At 68.3% G+C, this 22,548-nt stretch carries 24 protein-coding genes and 1 pseudogene; 19 read left to right on the top strand and 6 right to left on the bottom strand.

From position 1 onward, the window contains the following. Positions 1-37: 37 nt before the first annotated feature. Positions 38-238 carry a hypothetical protein gene (locus D3654_RS17645; protein ID WP_120522791.1) on the top strand — a complete coding sequence of 67 codons (201 nt, stop codon included), beginning with the start codon at positions 38-40 and terminating at the stop codon, positions 236-238. Positions 239-249: 11 nt separating this feature from the next. Here D3654_RS17645 and D3654_RS17640 read toward each other — a convergent pair. After that, a pseudogene (locus tag D3654_RS17640) lies at positions 250-414 on the bottom strand (aldehyde dehydrogenase family protein); the annotation flags it as partial. Positions 415-883: 469 nt separating this feature from the next. After that, on the bottom strand, positions 884-1,264 hold the full coding sequence (locus D3654_RS20565; RefSeq protein ID WP_162943782.1) for a hypothetical protein: 381 nt from the start codon (positions 1,262-1,264) through the stop codon (positions 884-886). A 158-nt stretch (positions 1,265-1,422) separates the two neighbouring features. Here D3654_RS20565 and D3654_RS17630 point away from each other — a divergent pair, with 158 nt between their 5' ends. From D3654_RS17630 to D3654_RS17620, 3 genes are all read left to right on the top strand, one after another. Next, positions 1,423-2,874 (top strand): GntR family transcriptional regulator, encoded by a 1,452-nt coding sequence (locus D3654_RS17630; protein WP_162943781.1) that lies wholly within the window; start codon positions 1,423-1,425, stop codon positions 2,872-2,874. 133 nt (positions 2,875-3,007) lie between these two features. Then, positions 3,008-4,135, top strand: coding sequence for a WD40/YVTN/BNR-like repeat-containing protein (locus D3654_RS17625; RefSeq protein ID WP_120522757.1), 1,128 nt, complete (start codon positions 3,008-3,010; stop codon positions 4,133-4,135). Positions 4,136-4,143: 8 nt separating this feature from the next. Further along, positions 4,144-4,431 carry a MoaD/ThiS family protein gene (locus D3654_RS17620; RefSeq protein ID WP_120522756.1) on the top strand — a complete coding sequence of 96 codons (288 nt, stop codon included), beginning with the start codon at positions 4,144-4,146 and terminating at the stop codon, positions 4,429-4,431. Between the two features lie 19 nt (positions 4,432-4,450). Here D3654_RS17620 and D3654_RS17615 read toward each other — a convergent pair whose 3' ends face one another. Next, positions 4,451-4,687: a hypothetical protein gene (locus D3654_RS17615; protein WP_120522755.1), complete on the bottom strand. Its 237-nt coding sequence runs from the start codon at positions 4,685-4,687 to the stop codon at positions 4,451-4,453. A 178-nt stretch (positions 4,688-4,865) separates the two neighbouring features. Continuing rightward, the gene (locus D3654_RS17610; protein WP_120522754.1) at positions 4,866-6,194 is read right to left on the bottom strand and encodes an MFS transporter; all 1,329 of its coding nucleotides are present in this window, start codon (positions 6,192-6,194) and stop codon (positions 4,866-4,868) included. A gap of 263 nt (positions 6,195-6,457) precedes the next feature. On the opposite strand from D3654_RS17610, the gene D3654_RS17605 reads away from it, so the two are divergent. From D3654_RS17605 to D3654_RS17550, 12 genes are all read left to right on the top strand, one after another. After that, positions 6,458-7,228 carry an IclR family transcriptional regulator gene (locus tag D3654_RS17605; protein WP_120522790.1) on the top strand — a complete coding sequence of 257 codons (771 nt, stop codon included), beginning with the start codon at positions 6,458-6,460 and terminating at the stop codon, positions 7,226-7,228. Between the two features lie 222 nt (positions 7,229-7,450). After that, entirely contained in the window at positions 7,451-8,335 is an 885-nt protein-coding gene (locus D3654_RS17600; protein ID WP_120522753.1) for a shikimate dehydrogenase, read from the top strand. Next, complete coding sequence (locus tag D3654_RS17595; RefSeq protein ID WP_120522752.1) at positions 8,335-10,275, top strand: bifunctional sugar phosphate isomerase/epimerase/4-hydroxyphenylpyruvate dioxygenase family protein; 1,941 nt, start codon at positions 8,335-8,337, stop codon at positions 10,273-10,275. Before D3654_RS17600 ends, D3654_RS17595 begins: the two co-directional genes overlap by 1 nt. Before the next feature lie 110 nt (positions 10,276-10,385). Continuing rightward, a complete protein-coding gene (gene pcaH, locus D3654_RS17590) occupies positions 10,386-11,345 on the top strand; it encodes a protocatechuate 3,4-dioxygenase subunit beta (RefSeq protein ID WP_245413312.1) in 960 nt (319 codons plus the stop codon). A gap of 6 nt (positions 11,346-11,351) precedes the next feature. Continuing rightward, positions 11,352-11,951 (top strand): protocatechuate 3,4-dioxygenase subunit alpha, encoded by a 600-nt coding sequence (pcaG, locus tag D3654_RS17585; RefSeq protein ID WP_120522751.1) that lies wholly within the window; start codon positions 11,352-11,354, stop codon positions 11,949-11,951. Next, positions 11,948-13,369 carry a lyase family protein gene (locus D3654_RS17580; RefSeq protein ID WP_205571850.1) on the top strand — a complete coding sequence of 474 codons (1,422 nt, stop codon included), beginning with the start codon at positions 11,948-11,950 and terminating at the stop codon, positions 13,367-13,369. Before pcaG ends, D3654_RS17580 begins: the two co-directional genes overlap by 4 nt. Beyond that, positions 13,362-14,183, top strand: coding sequence for an alpha/beta fold hydrolase (locus tag D3654_RS17575; RefSeq protein ID WP_245413311.1), 822 nt, complete (start codon positions 13,362-13,364; stop codon positions 14,181-14,183). Before D3654_RS17580 ends, D3654_RS17575 begins: the two co-directional genes overlap by 8 nt. Beyond that, entirely contained in the window at positions 14,180-14,617 is a 438-nt protein-coding gene (pcaC, locus tag D3654_RS17570; protein WP_120522749.1) for a 4-carboxymuconolactone decarboxylase, read from the top strand. The genes D3654_RS17575 and pcaC overlap by 4 nt, the downstream gene beginning before the upstream one ends. A gap of 89 nt (positions 14,618-14,706) precedes the next feature. Continuing rightward, on the top strand, positions 14,707-15,936 hold the full coding sequence (locus D3654_RS17565; protein WP_120522748.1) for a thiolase family protein: 1,230 nt from the start codon (positions 14,707-14,709) through the stop codon (positions 15,934-15,936). A gap of 5 nt (positions 15,937-15,941) precedes the next feature. After that, a complete protein-coding gene (locus D3654_RS17560) occupies positions 15,942-16,628 on the top strand; it encodes a 3-oxoacid CoA-transferase subunit A (protein WP_120522747.1) in 687 nt (228 codons plus the stop codon). A 1-nt stretch (position 16,629) separates the two neighbouring features. Next, positions 16,630-17,304, top strand: a complete 675-nt coding sequence (locus tag D3654_RS17555; RefSeq protein ID WP_120522746.1) for a 3-oxoacid CoA-transferase subunit B — start codon at positions 16,630-16,632, stop codon at positions 17,302-17,304. Positions 17,305-17,396: 92 nt separating this feature from the next. After that, complete coding sequence (locus D3654_RS17550; protein ID WP_120522745.1) at positions 17,397-18,200, top strand: IclR family transcriptional regulator domain-containing protein; 804 nt, start codon at positions 17,397-17,399, stop codon at positions 18,198-18,200. A 79-nt stretch (positions 18,201-18,279) separates the two neighbouring features. On the opposite strand, the gene D3654_RS17545 is transcribed toward D3654_RS17550, so the two are convergent. Both D3654_RS17545 and D3654_RS17540 read right to left on the bottom strand, forming a co-directional pair. Then, the gene (locus D3654_RS17545) at positions 18,280-18,624 is read right to left on the bottom strand and encodes an iron chaperone (RefSeq protein ID WP_120522744.1); all 345 of its coding nucleotides are present in this window, start codon (positions 18,622-18,624) and stop codon (positions 18,280-18,282) included. 119 nt (positions 18,625-18,743) lie between these two features. Then, entirely contained in the window at positions 18,744-19,355 is a 612-nt protein-coding gene (locus D3654_RS17540) for an NADPH-dependent FMN reductase (RefSeq protein WP_120522743.1), read from the bottom strand. Between the two features lie 313 nt (positions 19,356-19,668). On the opposite strand from D3654_RS17540, the gene D3654_RS17535 reads away from it, so the two are divergent. The 3 genes from D3654_RS17535 to D3654_RS17525 are packed head-to-tail and all read left to right on the top strand — an operon-like array spanning position 19,669 to position 22,531. Further along, positions 19,669-20,844: a Re/Si-specific NAD(P)(+) transhydrogenase subunit alpha gene (locus D3654_RS17535; RefSeq protein WP_120522742.1), complete on the top strand. Its 1,176-nt coding sequence runs from the start codon at positions 19,669-19,671 to the stop codon at positions 20,842-20,844. After that, positions 20,844-21,161, top strand: a complete 318-nt coding sequence (locus tag D3654_RS17530) for an NAD(P) transhydrogenase subunit alpha part 2 (RefSeq protein ID WP_120522741.1) — start codon at positions 20,844-20,846, stop codon at positions 21,159-21,161. The genes D3654_RS17535 and D3654_RS17530 overlap by 1 nt, the downstream gene beginning before the upstream one ends. Next, a complete protein-coding gene (locus tag D3654_RS17525; RefSeq protein ID WP_120522740.1) occupies positions 21,158-22,531 on the top strand; it encodes an NAD(P)(+) transhydrogenase (Re/Si-specific) subunit beta in 1,374 nt (457 codons plus the stop codon). The genes D3654_RS17530 and D3654_RS17525 overlap by 4 nt, the downstream gene beginning before the upstream one ends. The last annotated feature ends 17 nt before the right edge of the window (positions 22,532-22,548 follow it).

The following is a 22,548-nucleotide window of genomic DNA, read 5'->3' as shown; positions in this document are numbered from 1 at the left end:
CACGCTTAGCGTTAAGGCACAGAAAGGGGTGGTCCGCGTGGAGATCTTCATGTGGTGGCTGGATCTGGACCTGGAACACAAGGAATGGCTGCGGGAAAACCTGCGTGCCGCGGAGTTGCCGTTGACGGTGCTCCAGGGGATCGCCGAAGCGGGCGGACCGCATCCGGACGATCCCGCCGGCGGCCTGAGCGCGGCCGACTGGGACTTCATCGAAACCCAGTCGGAGTTCGTGGACTAGGCGTTCCCGACTCAGGCGTTCCCGCTTTCGGCGTACGGGTCGGCGATGCCGATGTACTGCGTCGTCGTGTACTCCGCGATGCCCTCGGCGCCACCCTCCCGCCCCAGGCCTGACTGCTTCACGCCCCCGAACGGTGCCGCGGCATTGGAGATGACGCCCGCGTTGAAGCCGACCATGCTCCGGAGGTCGGAACCGAATTTTCTCAGGCCAACTAATGGGGACCAGTTCAACCAGAGTGTCCGGGCGGGCCGCCGTCGTTGTTTGCGGGCGCCGCTCCGGCGGGTCTGCTGGACCGCGCGGGCTGAAGCCAGGGCCGGGGGACGCCCTGGTGGTGGCCTGAGCGCAGGGCGGGTCGACTGGATGCGGGGCTTCTGAAACCTCACGGACGGCTTGCAGGAGGAACCGTTGTCGGTTGCACTGCGCTCAATTTCGGGACCCCGTTGCAGTCGGGCCCGTAGTCCTCGACTTACCTTCCATAGAGTCGCGCTGCGGCGAGGCCGGCGTCGAGGTCCCGCATGAGCGCATCCCATGCTTCCGGGGTGTTCGCCCGGACCTGCGCCAGCGCCGGCCACTGGGGGAGTGCTGCCTGGAGGCGTATACCCCCGAGCGGCAATGGGGCAGTGAAAGGCTCGGGGCTGCGGCGTTTCATCGTAGTTCGCCACCATTGAAAGCCAGGGCGTCCACACGTTGGCGCGGGGTCGTGCTGGATGCATGCCCAACCCTCGGCTCCCGGGCGTGGAACCCATCGCTTGGGCCGAGTCCTTCGCGGGCCAGGTCGTAGAGCAACTGGTGGTAGCTCGACAGGGCCAGGGGAGGTACCTGATGGAGGGAAGGGATGGTCGCATAGGGGTGGTCAACCCGGAACAGGGCGAGGAGTGCCCTGTCCTCTTGCGCGTCGTTCAGTGCGCGGTAGGCGCCGACCGGACAGGTCGCTGTGAGTGCCTGCGCATAGAGGCTGAGGCGGTCGACGGGTGTGGTGTTTCCTGCTTGACGCCATATGTGGACGACATCCGTGCTGTCCAGCATGACCGTGACTCCTTGCTGATGATCGAGGTGATACGGGCCCCCGCCCCCGCCTTCTGATACACTTAACCTTAGACCTCTAATGTTAGATGTCAATAGACATCCAAGGTTAGATGTCAAAGGTTTAAAGCGCCGACTGCATTGATTCAAGAGGGGTGGCCATGTCCAGTTGGAGAGAGCGACTCGCGTTCGCGCCGTTGGAGACCGCCGAGCGTGGTGAGGAGATTGCGCTTCGGCTCCGTCATTCGATCGAACTGGGCGTACTCGAAGACGGCGCCCAGCTTCCCAGCGAAAGCGAACTCGCCGCAAGGATGCGGGTCTCCACTATGACCCTGCGAACCGCCCTTGCCGAACTCCGCCACTTGGGACTTGTGGAAACGCGGCGCGGCAAGGGCGGCGGAAGCTTCGTGCGGGCGAACACCGGAGACATCGCCAAAGCCCAGCGGGACACTCTCGCTGCATACTCCCTCGAGGATCTACGCGACATCCGCGAATACCGGGCCGTCCTTGCAGGCTCTGCCGCGGCGGTGGCGGCCGGTCGATCCCAGCAGGTTCCTATCGGGCGGCTAGCTTCAATGGCGGCGATGATCGAAACGGCGCAGACGCCCGCTGAAATGATGCGGGCGGACAGCCAGTTCCACGTAGAGCTTGCGGCCACATCAGGATCGGTCCTGTTCACCCGTCAGGAGATGACGATGCAGGCCGAGGTCGGGGCGCTGGTATGGTCCGGGGCTTCTGACCGCCGACGCGCTGCGGCCAAAGAGCATGCGATGATCGTGGACGCCATACGAGCCGCGGACGCCGCGCGCGCCCGGCTCCTCGCCGAGGAGCATGTTCGCCGGGACATGAACCGCCTCATCGACCTGCGGTTGTCCCTGGACTCTCCGCCGCCAGGCTCGCTGGCTGCCAATGAAGGCATCGACAACGCCATTTCCGCCGTGGAATCGTACGCGTTGCGGCTCGAAGAGGCAGCTGCTGCATCGATCACGAGCGTCGAAGGCGCTGCCCAGGAGGGCCTCGACCACGCAAAGAAGGGCAGGCTGGATGAGCTGGAGAACGTCTACGACGTAGCCCGCGAGAATCTGAAAACCATGCCGGCGCTGTACGGGACTGGATTCATAGCCGATCAGTCCTACTTCGGCGAACCGGGCTCCATCTGGTGCTACCTTCCGTCGGGCCCGGAGTCACCGCAGCGGTTCGAAATGGATCCGGAGTTCTACGACTACTCGACTGCGCCGTGGTGGCCGGCGTCCGACGCTGATGACACCGTCCACGCCAGCTACGCCTACATCGACGCCCTCGGAACCAACCAGCACGTCATCACCTTCACCAAACGTGTCACGAGGGCGGGCAAGATGGCAGGCGTCGCGGCCGTAGACGTCCTCGTCAGCCGCCTCCAGACCGAGTTCGACCCACTCCTTCGGCCTCTGCCACCAAACACGTGCATCGTCGAGCAAAACGGGGTAGTTATCGCCACCAACACCGCCAGCCTTGTTGGTGGAATTCTCTCCTCCTACCATCAGGCTGAACGGAGGATCGCTCTCCCCTCGGTTCCCTGGAGCCTGTGCCTTGGCGTAATCGCCGGCGAGAATGCGGCTGCTTCGGCCCTTTGAACCACCAGCGGTTTCTTCGTGGGGCCTGTTCGTCGGCCCTCCAGGCTCCAGGCCCCCCGGCCTCCGCCGACCGCCACGGGCCAAGCCACCTGCCAAAGAATAACCGTTGCCACCCGCAGGAGCGGGTGGTTGCATGGGGACCATGGCTAACGCAGAGAGCTACATCTTGGCGATCGGGACCAAAAAGGGCTTGTGGCTGGCTCACAGCACAGACCGCAAGGAATGGTCCCTCACCGGCCCGCACTTCCTCATGAGCGAGATCCCCAGCATCGGGATCGATACCCGTGGGGATTCCCCGCGCATCATGGTCGGCGTGCGGTCCGAACATTGGGGGCCCACCGTGGCCCACTCCGATGACCTTGGCGCCACCTGGACCGAACCGGAACAGGGCGCCATTTCCTTTCCCGAAGGCACCGAAGCCGCGCTGGAACGCATCTGGCAGATCTACCCCGACGCCGAGTCCCGGCCTGGCGTCGTCTGGGCCGGCTGCGAGCCGATTTCCGTCTGGAAATCCACCGACGGCGGCGAGCACTTCGAACTGAACCGCGGGCTCTGGGACCACCCGCACCGCAGCGAATGGGGCGCCGGCTACGGCGGCGCGGCCGCCCACTCAATCGTCGTGGACCCGTCCGGGGAGAAAGTGCACATCGCCATGAGCACCGGCGGCGTGTACAGATCGCTCGACGGCGGAGCCTCCTGGGAGGCCCGGAACAAGGGGATTTCGGCGTACTTCATGCCGGACCCCAACCCGGAGTTCGGCCAGTGCGTGCACAAGATCGCGGCGGATGCCGCCGTCGACGGCCGCCTCTATGCGCAGAACCACCACGGCGTCTACCGCACGGATGACGACGGCGAGAACTGGGAATCGATCGCGGAGGGCCTGCCCGCCGATTTCGGCTTCGTGATGCTCACGCATCCGCGCCGTTCCGGGACCGCCTGGGTGGTGCCGCTGAAGGCCGACGGAGAGCGGATCCCGCCGGACGGCCGGCTGGCCGTGCACCGGACGGACGACGCCGGCGGAACCTGGAAGCGGCTCGAGACCGGCCTGCCCGACCATGAGTACAACTCGGTGCTGCGCGACGCCGCCTCGGTGGATACTGCCGAGCCGGTGGGCGTGTACTTCGGAACGCGGGGCGGGGAGGTCTACGCCAGCGCGGATGAGGGCGAGAGCTTCACCGAGGTGGTGTCGCACCTGCCGGATGTGCTCTGTGTCCGGGCCGCAGTGGTGTCGGGTGCGGCCATGCCCGCGTTTTCCGCGTAGGAGTCCCGGTGCCTGACATCACGGTGGTGCTGCCGAGTGTCCTGCAGCCGCTCGCCGGCGGGCAGTCCTTGCTGACTGCGCCCGCCGACGGGGCTGTGACCGTGGCCGCGCTGCTTGACGCGGTGACCGGGGGTTACCCGGTGCTTGCCCGGAGGATCCGGGACGAGACCGGAACCCTGCGCCGCTACGTGAATATTTACGTCAACGGCGAGGAAGTCCGGCGCCTGAAAGGCTTGGAAACTGAAGTATCTGCCGGCCAGGAGGTGTTGATCATCCAGTCCGTGGCCGGCGGTTGAGACGCGAGGGCGGGCTGGCTCAGGCCACTCGCCAGAGGGTGCATTCGTCCGTGTTGATGGCCTTGCGGAGGCCGCTCAGCTGGTCCATGATCCATACGACGCCGATGCCCGGCGCGGTCTCCTGGACGCTTCCCCTGCGGATGACGACGTCATCGTAGGCGGGGCCGACGGAGAGGCGGGCCTCGATGTGGTCGCCGCGGTGCAGCTGGTCGAGGGTGCGGATGCGGGTGGTTCGGGCTGGTGCTTCCTTCAACATGGTGGCCTCCTTGGCTGGAGCTGCCAGCGTTTGCCGGCACTTCCAGTGTGGCGGGCGAATGTTGCAGGGTGGTTTCGGCGCCGTTTAACCCGCGCGAACGTACAGTTGAGGCCCCGAATCCGCGGATTTCGGGGCCTCAACTGTACGTTCGCGCTGTTGGAAAGCGGGTGGTGACGGGCTACCTCGAGCCGAGCTCCGCCGTCGGGGTCTTGAATGATTCGCGGGCGGTGAGTGCGGAACCCGCGGCGATCAGGCAGATGGCGCCGGTGAAGAGGCTGATCTGCACCCAGCCGCCGGCTTTGGTGCCGCCCATGGCGGTGACGATTGCCGGGGCGAAGCCGGCCATCAGGAAGCCGAGCTGCGTGCCGATGGCCAGGCCGGAGAAGCGCACCCGGGTGCTGAACATTTCACCGTAGAAGGAGGGCCACACGGCGTTCGCGGCGGCGTAGCCGCAGGCGAAGTAGGCCACGGACACCACGAACATCAGCGGAACCATGCCCGATTCCAGAGTCAGCAGGAACAAGGGGGTCATGACGGCGCTGGCCAGGGCGCCGTATATGAACACGGGCTTGCGGCCGATCCGGTCGGCGAGGGTGCCGAACAGGGGCTGGGTGCCCAGGGCCACGATGTTCGCCACCACCACGAGCCAGAGGGTGACGGTGCCGTCCACCTGGGCCACGTCCTTGGCGTACTTGATGGCCAGGGTGCCGAAGACGGTGCTGACTGCGGCGATGAAGGCGCAGCAGACTACGCGGAGCACGTCGCGCCAGTGCAGCTTGAGGAGGTCGGCCACCGGCAGCTTGGCGATCTGGTGGTGCTTCTTTGCCTCGGCGAACGCCGGCGGCTCGTGCAGGGTACGGCGGATGAAGAACGCCACCAGGACCACCACGGCACTGAGCCAGAACGGGATGCGCCAGCCAATGCCGTACTTGATCTCATCCGGCAGGGCGACGACGGGAATGAAAACGAGGGCTGCGAGGATCTGGCCGCCCTGGGTGCCGGTGAGGGTCCAGGAGGTGAAGAAGGAGCGGCGGTTGTCCGGGGCGTGCTCCAGGGTCATGGAGGAGGCGCCGGCCTGCTCGCCGGCGGCGGAGAGGCCCTGGCAGAGGCGGGCGAATACCAGCAGGGCAGGTGCCCACCAGCCGATGGTCTTGAAGTCAGGGAGGCAGCCGATGATGAAGGTGGCCGCGCCCATGAGGATGAGCGTGAACATGAGGACCCGCTGCCGGCCGATCCGGTCGCCGAAGTGTCCCAGGATCACGGCGCCCACCGGCCGGGCCACATAGGCGAAACCGAAGGTGGCGAAGGACATGATGGCCGCGTTGGCGTCCGCGCTGGGAAAGAAGACGTGCGGGAAGATCAGGGCCGCGGCGGAGCCGAAGATGAAGAAGTCGTAGTACTCGACGGCGCTGCCCAGGAAGCTGGCGAGGGCAGCCTTCTTCGGGGTCCCCTGGGTTGTTCCTGCGGCGCCGGCCCCCGGCGTCGTAGACGGGATCGTTTGGCTCATGGTGTTCCTTCGGTGTGACGACGTTGTCGCATCTGGTGAAGCGGGTGGTCTGTGGCGCTTTCGCGGCTGCTCTTCGTGAGGCCGGTGGGAGGCCGTCCAGTAGACGTCTCGGCTGAAAGGCCTGACCTTCAGGCTCCAGCAGTAGCTCTCACAATGTGGGAGCTGTTTGTGCAATATAGAAATGATGGCTGTGAGTGCGGTCACCTGTCAAGAAAAATACTCACGATCTAGATATAGCTCTCACGATGTGGCAATCTTTCCTCATGAGCGTCAAAGAGGACAGCAAAACGGACATGATCGGCAAGGCCCTGGGCCTCCTGGTGTTGCTGGGCAACGAGCCCAAGGGGGCCAGTGCGTCCGAGCTTTCCCGGCAGGCCGAGCTGCCGTTCAGCACGACGTACCGCCTCCTCGGCTCCCTGACGCGGGACGGTTTCGTGGATTACGAGCCCGATGGCCGCCGCTACCACCTGGGCCTGCGGGTCTTCCAGCTTGGCCAGCGCGTCTCCAACCACCACGGCTTCGCCGGCACCTCCCGCCCCATCCTGCTGAAGGTGACCGAGGGGACCGGCGAGGCCACCATCCTCGCCGTGCGCGACGGCCACCACCACCTCACGGTGAACAAGGTGGACGGACCCCAGATGTTCCGCGTCACGAGCGATCCCGGGTACCTGGGCAAGCTGCACACGACGGCGGTGGGCAAGGCTTTGGTGGCGTTCGCCCCCGACGACGAACGCGCCGCGCTGCTCGAGGAGCTGGACCTGGAGCCGCTCACCGAGCACTCCATCACCGACCGGGAGGCCTTCCGGGCCGAAATCGAGAAGGTCCGCCGCCAGGGCTTCGCGCTCATGGACGAGGAAAACGAGGTGGGCATGCGGGCGATCGCGGTACCGGTCCTCAACAGCCAGGGCGTGGCCTTCGCTTCCCTGGCGACGGCCGCGCCGGTGTTCCGGATGTCCGTGGAGCAGCTCCGGGCCGTGGTTCCGCTGCTGCGGGACGCCGCCGCCGAGCTCGCCGCGCGCCTCCCGCAGCGGTGAGCGATGCGCGAACGTACAGTTGCGGCCCCGAATCCGCGGATTTCGGGGCCCCAAGTGTACGTTCGCGCTCGGATCCGGAAGGGCTGGCCTGGGAATCATTGGGTGTTCGCGATAAGAACACTAGTGCAATATGTGAACACCTTGTGTAAGCTGGTTCATACCGCAGGGCGCCGGGCTTCCTACAGCCGCCGCCGTCCGGAGTTGTCAAAGGAGCAATAAAGCATGAGCACTCGAGCCGAGTCCTATCTGGTGGGCCTGATTGGTGAAGGCGTCACGCCTTCCCTCTCGCCGGCCATGCACGAGCGCGAGGCGGACCGCCAGGGCCTGCGCTGCCTCTACCGCCCCATCGACCTGCTCGAACTCGCCCTGCCCGGTGCCGCCGTCGGCGATCTCCTCACCGCCGCGTACCGCCTGGGCTTCAACGGCCTGAACATCACGCACCCCTGCAAGCAGCTGGTGCTCGAGCACCTGGACGAGGTGTCCGACGACGCCCGCCGCCTCGGCGCAGTGAACACGGTCCTGATCCAGAACGGCCGCTTCGTCGGCCACAACACCGACTTTTCCGGCTTCGCCGCCGCACTCGCGGACGGCCTCCCGGGCGCCTCGCTGGGCCGGGTGGTCCAGCTGGGCGCCGGCGGCGCCGGGTCCGCCGTCGCCTACGCCCTGCTCTCCGCGGGCGTCCGCACCCTGGACCTGGTGGATATGGATCCCGCCCGCTGCGCCGAACGCGCCGCCGAACTGTCCGGCTTCTTCCCGGAGGCCACCGTGACGGCCCGCTCGACGGCGGAGCTGCCGCGGCTCATGCCGCTGGCCGACGGGCTGGTGCACTGCACCCCGGTGGGCATGGCCGCGCATCCGGGCACCCCGCTGGACATGTCCCTCGTGGAGCCGCGGCACTGGGTGGCCGACATCGTCTACCGGCCCATCGAAACGCAGCTGGTGCGCGAAGCCCGCGCCAAGGGCTGCCGGGTGCTCGACGGCGGACGCATGGCCGTGGGCCAGGCCGCCGACGCCTTCCGCATCTTCACCGGCCGCGACGCCGACGCAGCCCGCATGCGCGAACACTTCCTCGAGCTGATCGCCGCCGAAGAGACTGTGGCCGCCTGATGCGCACCGGGATCGCCACGGTGTGCCTCTCCGGCACCCTGAAGGAGAAGATGCAGGCCTGCGCCATCGCGGGATTCGACGGCATCGAGATCTTCGAACAGGACCTGGTCACCTCCGCGCTCAGCCCCGAAGCTGTCCGCACCATGGCCTCCGACCTCGGCCTTGGACTGGACCTCTACCAGCCCTTCCGCGACTTCGACAGCGTCCCCGAGGAACTGCTCCACGAAAACCTGCGCCGCGCCGGGGCCAAGTTCGAGCTCATGTCCCGCCTGGGCATGGACACCATCCTGGTGTGCAGCAACGTGGCCACCGCGGAAATCGACGACGACGGCCTGCGGGCCGAGCAGCTCGGCCGCCTTGCGCAGCTGGCCGGGGAACACGGCGTGAAGGTGGCGTACGAGGCGCTGGCCTGGGGCAAGTACGTCAACGACTACGAGCACGCCCACCGCCTGGTGGAGATGGTAGACCACCCCAACCTCGGCACCTGCCTGGACTCCTTCCACATCCTCTCCCGCGACTGGAACACGGCGCCGATCGAGAAATTCAACGCAGAGAAGATCTTCTTCGTGCAGGTGGCCGACGCCCCGAAGCTCTCCATGGACGTGCTCTCCTGGAGCCGCCACTACCGGGTCTTCCCCGGGGAGGGACAGTTCGAGCTCGCCAAGTTCATGGGCCACGTGGTGCGCGCCGGCTACACCGGACCGGTGTCTCTGGAGGTCTTCAACGACGTCTTCCGCCAGTCGGACGTGGAACGCACCGCCGTGGATGCGATGCGTTCGCTGATCTGGCTGGAGGAGCAGAGCGCCAAGTGGCTCGACGCGAACTGGCTTGACGCGCACGACGCCGGTGCTGCCGCCGCTTCCCCGGCCGCCGCCCGCGGCGCCGCCGGCTCCGCGAAGGTGACCGGTCGCCGTCGTTATCCCATGGAACTGGCCACGCTGCCCAAGGTGGCCGAACCCGCAGGCTTCAACTTCGCCGAGGTCAAGGCCGACGACACCGCCGGCCTCGAGAAGCTCCTGGGCCAGCTGGGCTTTGAGTTCGAGGGCCGCCACCGCACCAAGGACGTCCAGCTGTGGACCATGGGCCACGCCCGGGTGATCATCAACGAACAGGCGCCCTCGCACACCGAGCCCGCCATCGCGGCGCTGGGCTTCGACGTCGACTCCCCGGTGATCGCCTCCGCCCGCGCCCAGCAGCTCAAGGCGCCGGTGGTTCCGCGCAAGGTGCAGGCGGACGAAGAGGTCTTCCAGGGCATCGCGGCCCCGGACTCCACCGAGATCTTCCTCTGCCAGGGCAGCCCGGACGGCACGGCAGCGTGGACTGCTGAATTCGGACAGGCAGGCGAGTTCGGCGACGGCATCTCGGCGCCCGTGGGCGCAGGCGCCGTGATCGACCACGTCAACCTGGCCCAGCCGTGGCAGCATTTCGACGAGGCCGTCCTCTTCTACACGAGCGCGCTCGCCCTGGAACCGGCACCGTTCGCCGAGGTGCCCAGCCCCACCGGCCTGGTGCGCTCGCAGGTCATGCAGACCAGCGACCGGGCCGTGCGCCTGGTCCTGAACCTGGCGCCGCTTCTTCAGCACGACGGCGGCCACAAGAGCTACCAGGAACACATCGCCTTCGCGGTGGACGACTTGGTGGGCCTGGCCCGCGCCGCGAGGGACCGTGGCCTGGAGTTCCTGCAGATCCCGGCGAACTACTACGAGGACCTGGCCGCCCGCTTCAGCCTGGAGCCGGGCTTCCTCGCCACGCTCAAGGAACTCAACCTGCTCTACGACCGCGACGCCAGCGGCGAATTCCTGCACTTCTACACCGCCACCGTGGGCAGCGTGTTCTTCGAAATGGTCGAACGCCGCGGCGGCTACGACGGCTACGGAGCCCCCAACGCCCCGGTGCGGCACGCCGTCCAGTACGACCACGCCCGCCGCATACCCAACTAGCTCGCATTTGTTGTCGTTTTGAGCCCTCATAACGACAACAACTGCCAGCTAGTTGGGAAAACCGACCCCACAAACGCAACCACCGAGTACGCAACCGAAAGGAGCCGGCCATGACCATCGACGCACATGGCACGCACCGCGCCCACAGCGCAGCCGAGCAGAATGCCGCCGTGCAGGACAGCGCTGTGCAGGACGACGCCTGGCAGGACGCCGCCTGGCAGGACGAAAACGACGAGCTCGTTGCGCACGCCGAAGCGCACGCAGCCCACGTCCTGGACGCCGCCGCCGAGTCGCAGGCGGACATCAGCGCCGAAATCGCCGCGCTCGGCGAGGCCTACCACCGCGAGCTCAAAGACGGCGCCGCCCCCGAGACCCAACCCCGGCTGGACTTCGCCCCGTACCGCAGCTCCCTCCTGCGCCACCCCACCAAGAGCCTGCACCACGCGGACCCGGAGACCATCGAGCTGTACTCCCCGGCCTTCGGCCACCAGGACGTGCACGCCCTGGAGTCCGACCTCACCATCCAGCACAACGGCGAACCGCTCGGCGAGCGGATCATCGTGGCGGGTAAGGTGCTCGACGGCGACGGACGCCCGGTTGCCGGCCAGTTGGTGGAGATCTGGCAGGCCAACGCCGCCGGCCGCTACGTCCACAAGCGCGACCAGCACCCCGCCCCGCTGGACCCCAATTTCACCGGCGTGGGCCGCTGCATCACCGGCCCGGACGGTTCCTACCGCTTCACCACCATCAAGCCCGGCGCCTACCCGTGGAAGAACCACCTCAACGCCTGGCGCCCGGCCCACATCCACTTCTCCCTGTTCGGGCAGGAGTTCACGCAGCGGATCGTCACCCAGATGTACTTCCCGGGCGACCAGTTGTTCCCGCTGGACCCGATCTACCAGTCGATCGTGGACCAGGACGCCCGCGACCGGCTCGTGGCCAACTACGACCACGAACTCACCCAGCCAGAGTGGGCCCTGGGCTACACCTGGGACATCATCCTCACCGGGTCCAAGCGGACCTGGACCGAGAACGAAGCATTCGGCGACGCTGGCGACGACGAGGAGTAGGCAGCAATGAGCAAACTGACCCCCACGCCCGGCCAGACGGTCGGCCCCTTCTACGGCTACGCCCTGCCCTTCACCAAGGACAACGAGCTCCTGGCCCCCGGCTCGCCCGGCAGCATCCGCCTCCAGGGCACCGTGTATGACGGCGCCGGCCACACCATCCCGGACGCCATCCTGGAAATCTGGCAGCCCGACGCCGAAGGCAACGTCGTCCAGCACACCGGCTCCCTGGTCCGCGACGGCTACACCTTCACCGGCTGGGGCCGCAGTGCGGTCGGGAACACCGGCATCTTCACCTTCACCACGGTCAACCCCGGGCCCACTTCGGAGGGCCCTACTGGAAAGGGGTCAGCTCCGTTCATTTCCGTGGCGGTCTTCGCGCGCGGCCTCATGAACCGGCTCTTCACCCGCATCTACCTGCCGGAGAACGAAGAAGCACTGGCCAACGACCCCCTGCTGAGCTCGCTTCCGGAAGAACGCCGCAAGACCGTCATCGCGCGCCGCGACCCCGACGGCGGCCTCACCTGGGACCTGCGCCTCCAGGGTCCTGACGAGACCGTCTTCCTCGACTTCCAGGGCAGCTCCACCGAAACGGGCGCATACCGATGAGCGATTTCGGCCTGCTGAGCCCCGTCACGGCGTCGCCCGCGGTGGCCGCGCTGACCGGCGATCGGGCGGTGCTCGCGGCCATCCTCGACGTCGAAGCCGCCTGGGCAGCCGTCCTCGAAGAGGCGGGCCTGGCACCGGAGGGTGCGGCCGCCGTCGTCGCGCAGGCCGCAGACCCGGAACTGTACGACGCCGAGGCCATCGCCGAACGCTCCCAGGGCGGCGGCAACCCGGTGATCCCGCTGCTCGGTGACCTCCGCGCGCGGGTCCGCTCGGCGGATCCCGGGGCCCTGCCCGCCGTACACACCTCGCTGACCAGCCAGGACGTACTGGATTCGGCGCTCATGCTGCTCGCCGACCGTGTCCGGGCCGCGGTGCTCGCCGAGGTGAAGGGGACGACGACGGCGCTCGCCGCCCTGGCCGAACAGCATGCGGACACGCTGTGCGTGGGCAGGAGCCTGACGCAGCACGCGCTGCCCTACACCTTCGGGCTGAAGGCCGCGCAGTGGTTTCAGGGCGTGGCCGCCGCGGCCCGCCGCCTGGCCGAACTGGAGCTGCCGCTGCAGTTCGGCGGTGCCGGCGGGACCCTGGCCTCGGCCACAGTGCTGACCGCGGGAACCGCTTCAGGCCCCTTCGGCCTGGCCGATGCCCTCGCCGCGAAGCTCGGCCTCGCCGCCGCCCCCGCGCCCTGGCACACGAACCGCCTTCCGGTGACCGGCCTCGGCGACGCGCTGGCGGCGCTCACGGATTCCTTCGGGAAGGTCGCCGCCGACGTCGTGTTCCTCAGCCGCCCCGAGGTGGCCGAACTCGGCGAACCGCTGGCTGCCGGCCGGGGAGTCTCCTCGGCCATGCCGCAGAAGCAGAATCCGGTGTTGTCCGTGCTGGTCCGCAGCGCGGCGCTGCAGGCCCCGGCGCTCGCCGGGCAGCTCCACCTGGCCGCCGCCACCTTCAACGACGAACGCCCGGACGGCGCCTGGCACAGCGAGTGGCCGGCCCTGCGCTCCCTGCTCGCACTCGCGCTCGGCGCCGCCGTGCAGCTGCGCGAACTCATCGAAGGCCTGCGGGTCTTCCCCGAGGCGATGCGCCGCAACCTCGAACTCAGCGGACCCCTGCTGCTCAGCGAAGGCGTGGCGGCCGTCGTCGTCCCCTTGCTGGCTTCAGGGACGACCGGGGCGGACGGCAAGCGTGAGCTGCAGGCCGTCGTCGACGCCGTGCTTAAAACGAACCGGCCGGACCAGGCCGCCACCTACGCGAAGCTGCTGCGCGAGGCCGTCCCCGCCGCGGTGCTCCCGGACGCCCGGCTGGCCGAGTTGCTGGACCCCGCCAACTACCTGGGCGAGGCGGCGGACATCAGCCGCCGCATCCTCGCCGCCTACCCGGACTACGCCGCAACAACCATGAAGGGAGCCACCCGTGCCTGAGACGACCAGCACCGCGAAGCCAAGCATCAAGGCCGTGCTGCTCTCCCCGCAGCGCCCCCTCGGAGACAAGCCCCTCCTGGTGGTGGGCTCCTCGCTCGGCACCTCCACCATCCTGTGGAACGGGACCGCGGAACTGCTGGGCGACGAGTACGACGTGATCGGCTGGGACCTGCCCGGCCACGGTGTCTCGCCCGCCGCCACGGAAACCTTCAGCGTGGCCGGACTGGCCGACGCCGTGGTGGACCTGGTGGACTCGGTTCTTCCCGGCGCACGCTTCCATTACGCCGGGGTTTCCCTGGGTGGCGCCACCGGCCTGCAGCTGGGCATCAAGCACGGCGAACGGCTCCTCAGCCTCTCCGTGCAGTGCTCCGGCGCGAAGCTCGGCACCCCGGAGGGCTGGCTGGAACGCGCCGACACCGTCCGGAACCAGGGCACGCCCGTGATGATCCAGGGCTCGGCGCAGCGCTGGTTCGGTGCCGGCTTCATGGACCGCGAACCCGCGGTGAGCAGTCGGCTCCTGCACGTGCTGCGCGACACCGACCGTTTCAGCTACGCCTACTGCTGCGAGGCCCTCGCGGGCTTCGACGTCCGCGCCGAACTCGGCACGATCTCCGTCCCCACCCAGCTTCTGGCGGGCGTCGAGGACACCGTCGCTCCGCCGTCGACCGCCGAGGAAGTGGCGGACGGGATCACCGCCGGTGGCGGCAGCGCCACCGTGGTGGCCCTCGACGGCGTCGGCCACCTCGCCCCCGCGGAGGCACCCGCCCCCGTCGCGCACCTGATGCGCGGCTTCATGAAGGAGGCTTCGGCATGAGTTCTTTGGATCGTCAGGGCGCCGTCCGCGGCGACGCCACCTCGCAGGAAATCTACGACGCCGGCATGGTAGTCCGGCGCGAAGTGCTCGGCGACGCGCACGTGGACCGGGCCAACGCCGGCAAGGACGCCTTCACCGAGGACTTCCAGGACATGATCACCCGGATCGCCTGGGGCGGGATCTGGACCCGGCCCGGACTGACCCGACAGATGCGCTCCGCCGTCACCATCACCGCGATGGTGGCGCACGGGCATTGGGAAGAACTGGCCATGCACATCCGGGCGGCCCTCCGGAACGGCCTGGACCGGGACGAAATCAAGGAAATCCTGCTCCAGACCGCCATCTACTGCGGGGTCCCCTCCGCCAACACCGCCTTCAAGACCGCCCAGCACGTTTTCGCGGAGATCGATTCCGCCGCCACCCCACCCAACTAGCTCCCCCACCCAACTAGCTCGCATTAGTTGTCGTTTTGAGCCCTCAAAACGACATCAACTGCCAGTCAGTTGGAGAGAAAGGAAACCCCATGAACCAGGCTTACGTGTACGACGCCGTGCGCACGCCTTTCGGCAAGTTCGGCTCCGGGCTCGCCGGTGTCCGCCCGGACGACCTCGCGGCCCACGTGGTCCGCGAGTCCGTCAAGCGCGCGCCGGGGCTCGACGTCGAGCGCATCGACGAAGTGGTGTTCGGCAACGCCAACGGCGCCGGCGAGGAAAACCGCAATGTGGCCCGCATGGCCACCCTGCTGGCCGGGCTGCCGGTCTCCATCCCGGGTACCACGGTCAACCGGCTCTGCGGTTCGTCGCTGGACGCCGCGATCATCGCTTCCCGCCAGATCAACGCCGGCGACGCCGAGCTCATGCTGGTGGGCGGCGCCGAGTCCATGAGCCGCGCCCCCTGGGTGCTGCCCAAGACGGCCAAGCCGTACCCCGCCGGCGACATGACCCTGGCCTCCACCACCCTGGGCTGGCGCCTGGTCAACCCGGCCATGCCCGCCGAGTGGACCGTCTCCCTCGGCGAGGCCACCGAGCGCCTCCGCGAAAAGTACGGCATCACCCGCGAACGCCAGGACGAGTTCGCCGCAGCCTCGCACAACCTCGCCGCCGCTGCCTGGGACGAGGGCTTCTACGACAACCTCGTGACGCCGGTGCCGGGCACCGAGCTCGTGCGGGACGAGGGCATCCGGGCCGGCTCGACGGCGGAGAAGCTCGCCGGGTTGAAGACCGTGTTCCGGCCGGAGTCTTCAGGGCCCGACGGCGGCACTGCGTCCGGCGGCACTGTCACCGCCGGGAACGCCTCGCCGCTGTCCGACGGCGCCTCCGCCGCGTGGATCGGCTCCGAGGCCGCCTCCGGGCTGCTCGGCCTCGAGCCGCTGGCCCGCATCGCCGGGCGCGGAGCGCACGGCAACGATCCCCAGTTCTTCGGTTTCGCCCCCGTGGAGGCGGCGAACAAGGCCATCGCGAAGGCGGGCATCAGCTGGGAGGAGGTGGGCGCCGTCGAACTCAACGAGGCGTTCGCCGCGCAGTCGCTGGCCTGCATCGACGCCTGGGGCATCGATCCCGCGATCGTGAACCGGCACGGCGGCGCGATCGCCATGGGCCACCCGCTGGGCGCCTCCGGCACCCGCATCCTCGGCACCCTGGCCCGCTCGCTCCAGGCCTCCGGGCAGCGCTGGGGCGTCGCGGCGATTTGCATTGGCGTGGGCCAGGGCCTCGCCGTCGTGCTCGAAAACGTCACTGCCGGCGTGAAGGGCTGATCGCGATGCTGCAATTCATTGACACTGTGGGCGAGGCTGTGGCCGGGATCAAGGACGGCTCTACCGTCATGATCGGCGGCTTCGGCAACGCCGGGCAGCCCTTCGAACTGATCGACGCGCTGCTGGATTCGGGCGCCACGGACCTGACCGTGGTGAACAACAACGCCGGCCAGGGCGACCAGGGCCTGGCGCTGCTCATCAAGGAAGGCCGGGTGCGCAAGATGATCTGCTCCTTCCCGCGGCAGTCCGATTCCTGGCACTTCGACGCCAAGTTCAAGGCCGGGGAGATCGAACTCGAACTCGTCCCGCAGGGCAACCTCGCCGAACGCATCCGCGCCGCCGGGGCCGGGATCGGCGGCTTCTTCACGCCCACCGGCTACGGCACCATGCTCGCCGAAGGCAAGGAAACCCGCTTCCTGGACGGCAAGTGGCAGGTCTTCGAGACCCCCATCCACGCCGACGTCGCGCTCATCAAGGCCCTCAAGGCCGACGGCAAGGGCAACCTCGTCTACCGCAAGACCGCCCGGAACTTCGGCCCGATCATGGCCGCCGCGGCGAAGCACAGCATCGTCCAGGTCTCCGAGATCGTGCCGGTCGGTGCACTGGACCCGGAGAACATCGTGACCCCCGGGATTTACGTCAACAGTATTGTGCGCGTTGCTTCTGCCGGCATCGCAGAAAAGGTGGCCTGAGATGAGCACCCTCGAAACGTCGCTCCAAACATCCGCCGAGCCGCTGGGCCGCAACGAGCTCGCTCAGCTGGTGGCCCGGGACATCGCGCCGGGCTCCTTCGTGAACCTGGGCATCGGCCAGCCCACGCTGGTGTCCAACTACCTCACCGAGGAGCAGAACATCACGCTCCACACGGAAAACGGCATGCTCGGCATGGGCCCCGAGGCCGTGGGGGAGCAGATCGACGGCGACCTCATCAACGCCGGCAAGATCCCCGTCACCGAACTCCCGGGGGCGTCCTACTTCCACCACGCCGATTCCTTCGCGATCATGCGCGGCGGGCACCTGGACATCTGCGTGCTGGGCGCCTTCCAGGTCTCCGCCGGCGGCGACCTCGCGAACTGGCACACCGGCGCACCCGACGCGATCCCCGCCGTCGGGGGCGCCATGGACCTGGCCACGGGCGCGAAGGACGTATTCGTGATGATGACCCTGCTGACCCGCGACGGCGTGTCCAAGCTCGTGGAGCAGTGCACGTACCCGCTTACCGGCGTGGGCTGCGTGACCCGCGTGTACACCGACAAGGCCGTGTTCCTCACCGGGCCCGACGGCGTCACCGTGCGCGAGACCTTCGGCTGCACCTTCGAGGAGCTCCAGGCCCTCGTCCCGCTGCCGCTGAAGCCCGCCGTTTCTTAAGCGCGAAACGTACATTTGGGGCCCCGTTTTCCGCGGTTTAGGGGCCTCAACTGTACGTTCGCGGCAGCGGGACGCCAATAGGATAGGTAACCATGAGCAACGCAGCATCCGCGGCCCCGCAGGCCAGCGACCAGTACGTGCAGTCCCTGGCGCGCGGCCTGGCCGTGATCCGGGCCTTCGACGCCGCCAACCCGCTCATGACCCTCAGCGAAGTGGCTGCCCGCACCGGCCTCACCCGCGCCACGGCCCGCCGATTCCTGCACACCCTGGTGGAGCTGGGTTACGTGCGCACCGACGGGAAGACCTTCGCGCTCACAGCCCTTGTGCTGCAGCTGGGGTACTCGTACCTCTCGGCACTGTCCCTGCCGCAGCTCGCCCAGCCCCACCTGGAGGAACTGTCCCACAAACTGGGGGAGTCGACGTCGGCCGCAGTGCTGGACGGTGCCGACATCTTCTACGTCGCCCGGGTGGCGACCCGCCGGATCATGACCGTCGGGATCACCGTGGGCACCCGCTTCCCGGCGTACGCGACGTCGATGGGCCGGGTCCTGCTGGCCGGCCTGCCGGACGCGAAACTGCGCGAGTACCTGGACGCCGTCGAGCTCAAGGCCCTCACCCCGCGCACCATCGGCACCCGGGATGCTTTGCTGGCTGAGCTGGAAAAGGTCCGGGAGCAGGGCTGGTGCCTGCTGGACCAGGAACTGGAACTCGGGCTCATGTCCATCGCCGCCCCCGTCCGCAACGCCGCCGGAAAGGTGGTGGCCGCCGTCAACGTCTCACTGCAGGCCCAGAACGTCGCGGCGCAGGCGGATCCGGAGGCGTACCTCGACTCGGTCCGCAAGGAAATCCTGCGCACCGCGGAGCTGATTTCGGCGGACATCTCGGCGAAGCACTGACTGTTTTTTAGCGCGAACGCACACTTGGGGCCACATTTTCCGCGTTTTCAGGGCCCCAACTGTACGTTCGCGCTCCCGGCTACGCGCCGATTTCCGCCACCCGCAGCTCAAGGATGCGGCGGACCAGTTCGTCGGGCACGGGGTTGTCCGGGCTGAACCTCAGCGTCCCGGGTGACCAGGAAAAGCCGACCAGGTCATCCTCGATACGGGGCAGGATCTGGCCGCTGAACGGGTACAAGGCCAGGTGCTTCTTGGTCTCGAGGACGCTGACGAATCCCTTGCCGTCCAGGAGCAGTGCGGGCATGCCGTACCTGGTGCCCTCTTCGACGCCGGGTGCCATTTCACGCGCGATTGCGACGACTCGCTCCAGGACCTCCCTGTTCGGTGTTGTGATACCTGCGAGATAGTCGGTGACGGTTCCCATAGAGAGATGATGCGCCGTGCGGGCTCCCCGCGTCGATGCGCGAACGTACAGTTGGGGCCCCGAAATCGGCGATTCCAGGGCCCCAACTGTACGTTCGCGCTCCCAAACGCAGCTGAGGGTCAGCGGGTCAGCTTGGCCTCGTCCGGGTGCTCGTCGCCGATGTGGCCGGGGGCGTTGGCTGCCAGGACGCGCTGGACGAAGGCGCTGTACTCCTCCATGTAGTGGCTCAGCAACTCCGCGGTGTGGGGTTCGGAGACCGTGCCGTCCTCGGCGAACACGTCCTTGTTGAACTTGATGTAGGCCTCGGGGGCGTTCAGCTGCGGGGCGTCCAGGAAGCTGAGGACGCTGCGCATGGAGGACTGCATGACGGCGGTACCGATGCTTCCGGGCGAGGTTCCGATGATGCCCGTGGGTTTGCGGGCGAAGGAGTTGGTGCCCCACGGCCGGGAACCCCAGTCGATGGCGTTCTTGAGCGCGCCGGGGATGGAGCGGTTGTATTCGGGGGACACGAACAGGATGCCGTCCGAGGTGGCCACGGCGTCCTTGAAGGCGCGGCCGGCGGGCGGGAAGTCGGCGTCGTAGTCCGGGCTGTAGAGCGGGAGGTCCTTGATGGGGATTTCGGTGAACTCGAGTTCCTCCGGCGCCAGCTTGATGAGGGCCTTGGAGAGGATCCGGTTGATGGAATTGCTGGCGAGGCTGCCCACGAGGTAGCCGATCTTGAACGTTGCCATGGCTGCATTCCTTTCCGACGGCGCGGCCGGAACCGGCTCGTCGACGGTCGTGGTGGGGCTGGAGGCCCAGCCCACAACGACCCTAACGGCGGAGGCCCCGGAAGGGAACGGCCGCCGCGGTTGCGCGAACGAACAGTTGCGGCCCCAAAATCCGCGGAAACGGGACCTCAAGTGTACGTTCGCGCTTCAGCCGCCCCAGGCCCCGGAAGGGAACGCCCCCTCCCGTCCGCGCCCGCCGGGGGCTAGGCTCATGCCAACGACTGCACGGGCTTGTGTTACCGCGGACCAAGGGAGGTTCCGGGAAGGGAGCGCGATGAAACTGGGCATTGCACGCGAACGCCGGAAGGGCGAACGGCGGGTGGCCGCCACGCCGGACACCGTCAAGCAGTTGGCGGCCCTCGGCCTCGAGGTCCTCGTCGAGAGCGGGGCGGGGCTCGAGTCCGGCCACCCGGACGAGGCCTACCAGGACGCCGGCGCCTGGATCGTGGACACCCTGGATCCCGGCAACCTCGACCTCCTCCTCCACGTCCGCCCGCTCGACCCGGACTCGGTCCGCTCCCTCAAACAGGGTGCGGTGACAGTGGGGCTGGCCTCGCCGTCGTCGGAACTTCCCACGGTGCAGGCGCTCGCCGACGCGGGCGTCACGTCCTTCGCGCTGGAACTGGTGCCGCGCATCTCCCGGGCCCAGTCTATGGACGCGCTCACCTCGCAGGCGCTCGTGGCCGGGTACCGCTGCGTGCTCGAAGCGGCGACGCGGCTGCCCCGCTTCTTCCCGCTCTACATGACCGCCGCCGGCACCATCCCGCCGGCCCGGGTGCTTGTGCTGGGCGCTGGCGTCGCGGGCCTGCAGGCCATCGGCACCGCCAAGCGGCTGGGTGCCCGCGTGTCCGCCAACGACATCCGGCCGGCTTCCGCGGACGAGGTCGCCTCGATGGGCGGCACGTTCATCAGGCTCGACGTCGAAACGGCTGAGGCGTCCGGCGGTTACGCCCGCGAACTCAGCGCGGACCGCGGCGCCCTCCAGCGCGAACTGCTCGCCCCGCACGTGGCCGCCGCCGACGTCCTCATCACGACGGCGGCCGTCCCCGGGCGCCGTGCCCCGCTGCTGGTGACGCTCGCGATGGTCCAGGCCATGCGGCCGGGTTCCGTGGTGGTGGACCTCGCCGCCGAATCCGGGGGCAACGTGGAAGGCGTGGTGGCCGGCGAGGACACGGTGATCCCGACGGCGGACGGCCGGGGCACGGTGACGCTGGTGGGCATGAAGGACGCCGCCTCCGCCTTGCCCGCCGACGCCTCCCGCCTGTACGCCAAGAACGTCGCCAGCCTGCTCGAGCTGCTGGTCAGGGACGGCGCCTTCGCCCCGGACTGGGAGGACGAGGTGGTGGCCGGGAGCTGTTTGACGCACGACGGCGCGGTGCGGCACGGGCCCACGGCCGAGGCTTTGGCGGCGCTCACCACCGCCGAATCAGCGACGGAAGGGGCGAACTGATGGACGGCATCAGCCTGCTGACGATCACCGTACTGGCGGTGTTTGTGGGCTTCGAGGTGGTTTCGAAGGTCTCCAGCACCCTGCACACCCCGCTGATGTCCGGGGCCAACGCGATCCACGGCATCATCCTGGTGGGCGCCATCATCGTGGCCGGGCAGGCGCATGAGCCGCTGGTGCTCGCGGTGGCGCTGCTGGCCGTCGTGCTGGCCACCGCCAACCTGGTGGGCGGCTTCGTGGTGACCGACCGCATGCTCGAGATGTTCCGCGGGCGGAAACGGACGGAGTCAGCGGACAAACAGAAGGAGGACGCACGATGACCCTCCTCAGCCCGGTGTGGACCGCCCTGCTCTACCTGGCCGCCGCCGTCTGCTTCATCCTGGCGCTCAAGGGCCTGAACTCCCCGCGCACCGCCCGGCAGGGCAACCTGGTGGGCGCCTTCGGCGCGGTGATCGCCGTCGTCGTGGTCTTCCTCTCGGTGAGGCTGGACAATATTCCCTGGATCGTCGGCGCGATCGCCGTGGGTTCGGTGGTGGCGGCGCCCGTGGCCCGGCGGGTAAAGATGACCCAGATGCCGCAGCTGGTGGCGCTGTTCAACGGCGTGGGTGGCGGGGCGGCGGCGCTGGTGGCGCTGCTGGAACTGGCGCACAGCAGCGACGGCTGGATGCGGGTGGCCGTGGTGTTCACGCTGCTGGTGGGCGCCGTGTCCTTCGCGGGTTCGGCCATCACCTTCGCGAAGCTGCAGGAGCTCATGACCACCCGGCCGGTGGTGTTCCCGGGGCTGCCCGTGGTCATGGCATTGGTGCTTCTCGCGGCGGTGGGGGCCGGCGCCGGCGTCGTGTTCAGCGGTTCCCAGGCGCTCGCCGTCGGCCTGATGCTGCTGGGCCTGGTGGCCGGCGTGTTGCTGGTGCTGCCGGTGGGCGGCGCGGACGTGCCGATTGTCATCTCGCTGCTGAACGCCTTCACCGGCCTGGCCGTGGCCGCGTCCGGGCTGGTGCTGGGCAATGTGCTGCTGGTGGTGGCGGGCACGCTGGTGGGGGCCTCGGGCACCATCCTCACCCGCGCCATGGCGGCGGCGATGGGCCGAAGCGTGGCCGGCATCCTGTTCGGCGCCTTCAAGGGAGGCTCGACGGCGGGATCCACCGCCGTGAGCGAACGCCCCGTGCGCTCGTCCAGCGCCGAGGACGTGGCGGTGCTGCTGGGCTATGCGCAGCGGGTGATCATCGTTCCGGGCTACGGGCTGGCCGTGGCGCAGGGCCAGCACACCGCCGCCGAACTCGCGGAGGCCCTCGAAGAACGCGGCGTGGACGTCGATTTCGCCATCCACCCGGTGGCAGGCCGCATGCCCGGGCACATGAACGTCCTCCTGGCCGAGGCCAATGTCCCCTATGAATCGCTCAAGGAAATGGGCGAGATCAACTCCGAATTCAAGACCGCGGACGTGGCCCTCGTGGTGGGCGCGAACGATGTGGTGAACCCGGCGGCGAAAACCACCGCCGGCTCGCCGATCTACGGCATGCCCATCCTGGAAGTCTCCCAGGCCCGGCAGGTGGTGTTCCTCAAGCGGTCCATGCGGCCCGGCTTCGCGGGGATCGAGAACGACCTTATGTATGAACCGCAGACCACCCTGCTGTTCGGCGATGCCAAGGAGTCGCTGACCAAGGTGCTGGGGGCGGTCAAGGGGTTGTAGGGAGAAGTACGAAGGGG

This window comes from Arthrobacter celericrescens (assembly GCF_003614925.1).
Taxonomy (GTDB): domain Bacteria; phylum Actinomycetota; class Actinomycetes; order Actinomycetales; family Micrococcaceae; genus Arthrobacter; species Arthrobacter celericrescens.
This window is presented reverse-complemented; position numbering and strand designations above follow the sequence as displayed.